General features: G+C 57.4%; 2 protein-coding genes. Both read right to left on the minus strand.

The features are described from left to right. The coding region (locus ACOCD2_RS24090; protein WP_419608950.1) for a hypothetical protein at positions 1-186 on the minus strand (186 nt) is incomplete at its 3' end. A gap of 348 nt (positions 187-534) precedes the next feature. Then, positions 535-666: a hypothetical protein gene (locus ACOCD2_RS24095; protein WP_368857444.1), complete on the minus strand. Its 132-nt coding sequence runs from the start codon at positions 664-666 to the stop codon at positions 535-537. Between the last annotated feature and the right edge of the window lie 36 nt (positions 667-702).

A 702-nucleotide genomic window follows, 5' to 3' on the forward strand; every position in this document is an offset into this window, starting at 1 on the left:
GAACTTGCGCAGCCGCGCCAGGCGCAGTTGTTCTTCCAGCAGCAGGATGTGTTTGCGCAATTCGGCGTTGAGGGCCTGCTGTTGCGCCAGAAGACGGTCTTTTTCTTCGAGAATCCGCCGCAGATCGGCCGGCGGGAGCGACGCTGGAGCAGAGGGATTCGGGGAAATGTCCGGCGCCGTTTTCATGGAACAAATTATAACATTATCATCTGCTTAGCGCATCAGAAAGTGGCCTCATAATGCAGCTTTCTGTGGCCTTTCATGGCCCCGAGGTCATAGCCGTCGAGCAGCCAGTTGACAAGCGTGTCTTCGGCCTCGTGATAGATTTTGGGACATCCCAGTCCCCAAAATCGACTCGGCCTTTGACAACCTATTTGTGCCCCAGCCGTCCTGGTCACCAAGCACTGCGCAACAACTTCGCAAGCTCGTTGCTGCTCCGTACTTGGCTCCCATATGACTGGACGCCGCGTTCGGAGGCCTACTTTGTTTTCCCTCTGGCGCAAGGCACGCCGGGAAAACAGTGCGGCCTCGCGGCTACTGGGGACTACCAGCCTTCGCTTCGCTCTCCATGGCTGGCAGCGTCTGCTGCCCCGTCAGCGAAACCAGCTCCTCTTCACCACCCGGCCAGTGGAACTTCTCCTCGGCCAGGCTCTTGTAATAGAGCACGAAGCCATTGTCTTCCCAATACAGCAGCTTGATCTT

Origin of the sequence: Thiolapillus sp., from assembly GCF_048562965.1 — a bacterium.
GTDB lineage: Bacteria > Pseudomonadota > Gammaproteobacteria > Chromatiales > Chromatiaceae > Thiolapillus > Thiolapillus brandeum_A.